Source organism: Micromonospora sp. MH33 (assembly GCF_003013775.1).
In the GTDB taxonomy this organism is placed as follows: Bacteria; Actinomycetota; Actinomycetes; order Mycobacteriales; family Micromonosporaceae; genus Micromonospora; species Micromonospora fulviviridis.
Window position 1 is genome coordinate 23878 of sequence record NZ_MUYZ01000052.1, and the last position, 7028, is coordinate 30905.

3 protein-coding genes are annotated in these 7028 nt (G+C 62.1%); all 3 read left to right on the forward strand.

Going from position 1 to position 7028, the window contains the following annotated elements:
* Positions 1 to 82 precede the first annotated feature (82 nt).
* The 3 genes from B0E53_RS11500 to B0E53_RS11505 all read left to right on the forward strand — a co-directional run bounded on the left by B0E53_RS11500 (position 83) and on the right by B0E53_RS11505 (position 6205).
* On the forward strand, positions 83 to 3415 hold the full coding sequence (locus B0E53_RS11500) for an NERD domain-containing protein (RefSeq protein WP_168215295.1): 3333 nt from the start codon (positions 83 to 85) through the stop codon (positions 3413 to 3415).
* Between the two features lie 444 nt (positions 3416 to 3859).
* A complete protein-coding gene (locus B0E53_RS36970) occupies positions 3860 to 4486 on the forward strand; it encodes a hypothetical protein (RefSeq protein WP_146167645.1) in 627 nt (208 codons plus the stop codon).
* A 447-nt stretch (positions 4487 to 4933) separates the two neighbouring features.
* The gene (locus B0E53_RS11505; RefSeq protein ID WP_107076037.1) at positions 4934 to 6205 is read left to right on the forward strand and encodes an IS110 family transposase; all 1272 of its coding nucleotides are present in this window, start codon (positions 4934 to 4936) and stop codon (positions 6203 to 6205) included.
* The last annotated feature ends 823 nt before the right edge of the window (positions 6206 to 7028 follow it).

A 7028-nucleotide genomic window follows, 5' to 3' on the forward strand; every position in this document is an offset into this window, starting at 1 on the left:
GTGGTGGCTGTCATAGATGCAGCGTACTCTCAGTCACCCTGACGTCTTGTCGTCGTGTCTTTTTCACGCATGGTGGAAGCTGATGGCCGCGAGCATCGACATCTTCTGGGGAGACGAGCCTCTCGAACGGTCTGAGCTGCAATTTCTCGCAGCGCTGCAGGCAGATCTTGACCGGGGAGGCGTCTCTGCGCTCGTGCTGGCGAACTTCTATACCGGGCGTGGGGCGCGGCAGGTGGACTTTCTCATTGTGACGGATGCTCGTGTCTGCCACGTTGAGTTGAAGGGCTACCGGGGGATACTCGTTGGCAGCACGAACGGGCCGTGGAGTACTCAAGACGAGGATGGCTCGCTGCGTCTGATTGAGCGGCAGAATCCATATATGCAGGCCGCTGCCTGCACGTACGCCATCAGTGACGATATGCACGACCTCGTGGCGACAGGTCTACCCGGACCGGTACGAGACAAGTTCTACAAGCACATCGACACTGTCGTGGTTGTCTTCCCGACGCTCGACCCGAAATCGCGGGTGCCATCTGACTACAGGGTCAGCACACTGGGCTACCCAGCCTTCGTGCAGCTGCTGCTGTCAGATGGCGACCCAGCGCCATGGAGGCGGAGACACTGGGACGAGTTCATAAGGGCGCGATCGTTGACGAACGCCAAATCCTCGATCGGCGACGCCGGCCCCTCATCCGAGGATCGAGCGCTGGAGGTCGAGGACTATCTCCGCCGATACCGCGACTTCTATAGCGCCGGCCTGCCGCCGCTAGTTCCGCTGTCGCTCGTCGCTGACGGCAACGACATCCTGCACGACGAGGTTGTGAGGCTCGCCGGCGACGCCGGCATGGTGCTGCTCGCCGGGCAGTCTGGCAGCGGGAAGAGCCATCTCGCCCGGCATTCCACGCTGGCTATGTCCGATGAACTGGTACCTGTTTGGGTGGCCGTCCGAAGCTACGACGGCCGACTGTCGACCTTGCTGAACAGGAGTGTAGCCCGTTTCAGCACGAAAACGTTTACGCAGTTAGAGGAGGCCATCGGACGTACTGGGCGCCGACTTCTGATCGTCTTGGATGGACTGAACGAATGCCCAGAAGCAATGCGTGAACAGTTCGCTGGAGACGTGAGGGCGTTAGACCTTCGCCTCGATCCCCTCGTGTTGGTAACCAGCCAGTCCGTGCCGTCACCTCCGCTTAAAACTGGGGCAACCACGGTGCAAACGACAGCCTTGTCATCAGACCAGCGTGTCGCCCTGCTCACCGCGTACGGCGCGCCGACCATCGAAGATAAATGCGAGCCATTTTCAAGCGCGTACGAACTGGCTATCGCCGCAGAATGTGCCCTCGAAATCGACGGCTCGCCGACCCGGGCGAAACTATTCGCCGCATTCCTGCGGCGCCGCCTGCGCGATCGTTCCGCACCGGCCATCTGCCGCCAGGCACTTCGGCGCATCGCCAGCACGATGGGTCATCGCCTTGTCGTTTCACTGCCCGTCAACGATGCCGTACGAGTTATCGAGCGCTACTTGAACGACATTGGGGCACCGATCGGCGTCCTAGACGATGTGATGCGGTGTTCCGTTCTGGAACTCAGTGGCGGCCGCGTCGCATTCAGCCATGAACTAATCGGCCGGTACCTCGTGGCCGAGGAGTTGTCACTCGCGTCTGCGGCGGCAACCGAGCTTGCCGCGCAGCTCAGCTTGCCACGGAACCACGACCTCACGGCGCTTGTGATCGAACTGGAAGACGATCTGCCCCGACTGACCCACCTACTGGACGCGATGCATGACCGGCGTCTCTACGCAACTGCGCTCACGGGCGCCGCAGGCGAGCTGGCATCAAGGGTTAGCGCGTCAGCGGCGCGACGCGTTACTCGGACGGTCGTCAACGACCTAGACCGAACTGAATACAGATTCTTTGGCGAGGGACTCCAGCTGGAGGTAGTCAACGGCACAGAGCTGTCGCCAGCTGACATTGCCGTGCTCGGAGCGCTCGGCACACTCGCGCCGCGCGGTCTTTCGCTGGGCCTCGTCGTTGAAGTCATCGACGCGACCGACCGCGCATGTCGGCGGTCCGTAGCCGTCCAGCAGCAGCGTGAAGGAACTCGACCGCCGCCGAGCATAGTCGTGAGTTGTACCCTGCGGGGATTCGGAAATCACACCAAAGTGCCAGCGGCAGTGGTACTCGACGCCGTCAACCACGCTGGCATGGATAACTGGTACCGGCATAACAGCGGCAAGAATCAAGTTGCGGTCGAAAGTCTAGCGGAGATCCTCGCTGCGACTACGGATCAGACCTACGGACGTCTACTCCTGTTGTGCCATCTCCTGCGGTCAACGAACGATCCAGCAGCCAGTGCCCTCCTACCAGAGTTCCTCCGACTTTGCTTGGCGAGTGAGGCCTATCACATACAACTTGACGGCCTGGACACCGTGCGACGGTATTCGCAGATGGTCAAGGGCGGTCCGATACGCGATGACATCATCGGTCAGCTTTTGAAATTTGAGCCAAAGCACATCTTCATCTCCAGTCAGCTAGTGGAAACGATGTACTCCTTTGGGCTTATCGAGGAGCAAAATGATCACGGCTTCGTAAGTGAAGCCATCCAAGCCATCATTCAATCGCCGAGAACGAAAGTGAGCAGCAATGCGGCTTACGGGATTTATAGCAGCCAGTTCGAGGATCCAATCGCCGCCCCGTATTGCGCGGCGATCGAGGAACTGGCAAGCGCCGCCAAAGCGCAACTGCTAACGATTGCTGCATTCGCCGACGAGACTTCGACATTCTTCATGGACACATTACTGAGAGAGCTGATCCAACTTGAAGACCCCTCGACGTTGCCAGCGTTCGAGCGTTGGGCGACACGCTTGATAGTAGGGCCAGGGGTGCAAGAGACCGCCGCAAACTATCGAGTTAGCATCAAAGGCTGGGCCCAGCACGTAGCGGAGCCGCCGCAACTTGCTGAACCCAAGAATGACGCCTCTCGCGCATGGGAGACTCTCGGCGAAATCCTGTTCTGGACCTACCGCGCCGAGACCCATCGAGTCGACCCGACTAAAAACTACGCGGCGAGCTGGGCGAAGCTCCGTTCGGAAGCTCTACCTGCAGCGGCAGATGCGCTTTTCTGGATGACTGGGTCGGACCACTATCGCGAGCCAGAAGAGCTGCCACTCATCAAGAGGATGATCGAGACGGGTCGCACTGATGTTCGGCTCATCTGCGAGTGGAGTCTCCAACATGAAGACCAGCTCATCTCGCTGTTCCCTCACCCCCACGCTTTCTTTGACCGGACAGACTTCATCATTCAAGTCTTGGGCGAGGTCGGCACGGCAGCATCTGCTGACCTGCTACATCCGCTTGTCGATGACCGCCAGCACGGTCGCGCAGCCATCGCCGCTATCAGGCGGCTTGCGGAATGAGCCCCACTGAACCGCCCACTGACTTTCCTGGCTTCCGGAACGCCCTCGAAAAGCTGGTATATTCCGAGATCAACGAGGTCCAAGTGGCATAGCCACCTATGCGCGATGGTGGTGCTGTGGCAGCGTAGGAGTAGCGGCAGGTTCCCGCCGAGTTGGCCCTTCGGTACTAGATGGTGGTGATATCGCGTGGCCCTCCGGATTGTTCTGGGACTTCCGACCCATACGCCAAAGGTGCATGCACCCTTTACTCTTGAGCAAGTTGTGCTACTTCGTCGCTGGCAAGTGGTTTCGTCCGTCGCACACATGCGGTGCCCACGGCACGGTGATGTGCAACGCGAGAGTTCGGAGTTGGTTCCCAATGCTAATGGTTGGCGCTGCCACTTTCGAACGCCAGATTATCCCGACCTTACTTGTTCGTACAGCGTTGACTGGGTCTATGCCGGGATGCTGGACGAGAACAGCATCCGAACCCTTGAGGAGATGTCGGTTGAGGTCGTGGAGGTGTCGTTCGACGACGAATCGGACGAACCTTTGAGCGTCTTCTCCGACTACGACCTTCTCCTATCATTCCACGATGCGGCCGATCTTGATTGGGAAGAGGTTGCTGAACGCAGCGCACTTGATGAACGGCGAGGTCTCGTTATAACTCAGAGCACTGTCTTAGAAGATCTTCTCGGAGACGTTATCCTGCAGCTAGAGAGGCCAGGCGATCCCGAAAGGCGTCAACGTGAGATAGACCAGTGGATGATCGGCAAACGACTAAATCGGGTCGAGTCGCTTCTGTCAAGTGGCGGCTACTTGGAAGCAAACAGCAGCTTTCCGCGCGAGACGCTGTGGGCTGCTGTGAGGCGTCGAAACGAGTTAGCACACGGAAGTATCATACGTGTCATTGGTGATGCTTATCCGCGCCCTGATGGGCCAGGCAAGACCCGACGAGTTGAGTGGCAATTAGTGGACCGTCGAACCCGTGCGTCCCGGCTAATCACCATGGCCGGATTGCGTGAGGATCTGTACGCCGCCATCGCGGCCTACACAGATCTCCTACGTTGGAACAGTAATTATCTGGTGTGACGGCAAGCGCCACCGTCTTTTACCGAGCCTTGCGCCTAACTGGCTCCCGACTGTGATGGGACAGGGTTGATTGTTCCTACCAACCTGCAAGATCGGTTGGCCGTCTCGCCCGGTGCTCGGTGGGTGCTCGGGCGCCGTGGACGGGTCCCTGGTTGGGTGGACTGACTGGACGCCGACTCGATCGAATTGGGCCATGACAGCGAACAGATGGACTCACACGGCGGGTTAGTCCTTGTCGCCTCTGGCGGGCGGCCCGTTCCGGGCTGAAAATCGGCGGTGGTCGCTCGCTGACGTCGTCGTTCCTTGATCCGTGAGAGGTCGTGGGTTAGTCGGGCGCTGGTAGCTGCGTTATGGGCCCTTCACTGTTGCTTCGAGCACGCGAGTTAGATTCACCCGTTCTGCGGCTGCCGCGAGCGACCACCGTGGTGTTTGTGCTGGTGGGAGGGTGTGTTGCTGGAGCAGAAGCGGGATCGGGAAGAGATCATCTCGCGGGTCGCGGCGCTGGACATCGGCAAGGCGTCGCTGGTGTGCTGCGTGCGGGTGCCGGACGGGGCCAGCCCGGGGCGGCGGCTGCAGGAGGTGCAGACGTACTCCACGATGACCCGCTCACTGGCCGGGATGGCCGAGCGGCTGCGCGGCCTGGGTGTGACCCGGGTGGTGATGGAGGCGACCAGCGACTACTGGAAACCGGCGTTCTACCTGCTGGAGGCGTACGGGTTCGAGGTGTGGCTGGTCAACGCCCGCGACGTCAAGCATCTGCCGGGCCGGCCCAAGACCGACAAGCTGGACGCGGTGTGGTTGTGCAAGGTCGCCGAACGGCAGATGATCCGACCCAGTTTCGTGCCACCGCCACCGATCCGGATGCTGCGGGACCTGACCCGCTACCGGGTCGATCTGGTGGCCCAGGCAGGTGCCGAACGCAACCGGGTCGAGAAGTTGCTGGAAGACGCGCAGATCAAGCTGTCGGTCGTGGTCAGTGACCTGTTCGGGGTGTCCGGGCGGGCGATGATGGCCGCGCTGATCGCCGGGCGGCGTGATCCCAAGTCGCTGGCCCAGTTGGCGCGCTCCAGCCTGCGCCGCAAGATCCCCGCCCTGGAGGAAGCGCTGACCGGGCACTTCAGCGACCACCATGCGTTCCTGCTGGGCAAGATGATCGCCCGGGTGGAGGCGATCGAGGCCGACATCGCCGAGGTCGACGCCCGGATCGAGGCGCAGCTTGCCCCTTTCGCCGAAGCGGCGGCCCGGCTGATTGAGATCCCCGGAATCGGCCCGGCCGCCGCAGCTGCGATCATCGCCGAGATCGGCGTGGACATGAGCCGCTTCCCGACCCCGGCGCACCTGGCCGGATGGGCCCGCTTCGCCCCCGGCGTCAAGGAATCCGCCGGACGCAAGAAAGGCAGCGGGTCGACCGGGCACGGCAACCCGTACCTGGCCCGCGTCCTGGGCCAGATCGCCGTGTCCGCCGCCCGGACCAACACGTTCCTCGGCGAACGCTACCGGCGCATCGCCCGAAGACGCGGCGCCAAACGCGCCATCGTCGCCGTGGGCCGTTCCGTTCTGACCATCATCTGGCACCTGCTGGCCGACCCCGAAGCCCGTTTCAGGGACCTCGGGGCCGACTTCTACCTCAGCCGCACCGACACCGAACGCCGCAAACGCAACCACGTCAGCCAGCTCGAAGCCCTCGGCTACCGAGTCACCCTCGAACTCGCCGCATAACCAACGGTCCAGGGCAACACCCCATCCCGCTCCGCTTCGCTACGCGGGATGCTGCCGCGCGTCTACGTACGGTTCGATTTTCGAGTTAGACCGGGTGACCCAACCAAGATCAAGCTCTTAATCCGCGGGTTCGGGGTTCGAGTCCCTGGCGGCGCACGGTTCGGTCAGGCCCGGTCCTCTCGGATCGGGCCTGACGCGTTCCGGGGCCAGCCCGCCCCCGCGACACCGCTGGCTCATCCAAGATCGGGCCTGCCCGACGCCGTCTGCCGCCGGCTCGGAGTGAATGTCCGACTCCGCGGCTCACCTCAAGTGGCTGAGTGGAACGTCATGTATGTCGCCGGCGCCCGGATACCTTTCATGGCGTTTCCACCGAGCGTGGGCGTGGGGCCTTGGGTGGAACGTCATCGGTGTCTCCGAGGCCCGGATGCACCAATGGTGTTCCACCGGCCGGGGTTGGTTGGGTGTCGTGACCGTTTCCGAGGTGGCCGGCGGCACTCGGGCGGCGGAATGGCTGGGGGGTGGGCGTCGTTGTATCCGGGTGAACGACCGTGGAGGACGCCCCCGCGCGACGGGGTGCCGGCTGAGGAAGGCAGCCCCGCGAGGTGGGGTGGCCGGCTCCGGAATGATGGTGGGCCGCCGGTCGTTGTACATGGTCCCGGCGCGACGAAGAGGCCCTCGCCCCGCACGCCGGATCCCCCAAGACTTTTTGAGCGCCTGACGGTGCTTGCGCACACCACTTGGCCGATCCCCGTCGGTGGGCTGTGCGCCAACCCCCGAATGGAGCTTTCCCTCATGAACACGATGCTGCGTAAGAGCGTGCTGG

Bases quoted from the DNA above. Each gene is read 5' to 3' on its own strand.
- B0E53_RS36970 (WP_146167645.1), top strand. From the start codon at position 3,860: ATGCTGGACGAGAACAGCATCCGAACCCTTGAGGAGATGTCGGTTGAG.
- B0E53_RS11500 (WP_168215295.1), top strand. From the start codon at position 83: ATGGCCGCGAGCATCGACATCTTCTGGGGAGACGAGCCTCTCGAACGG.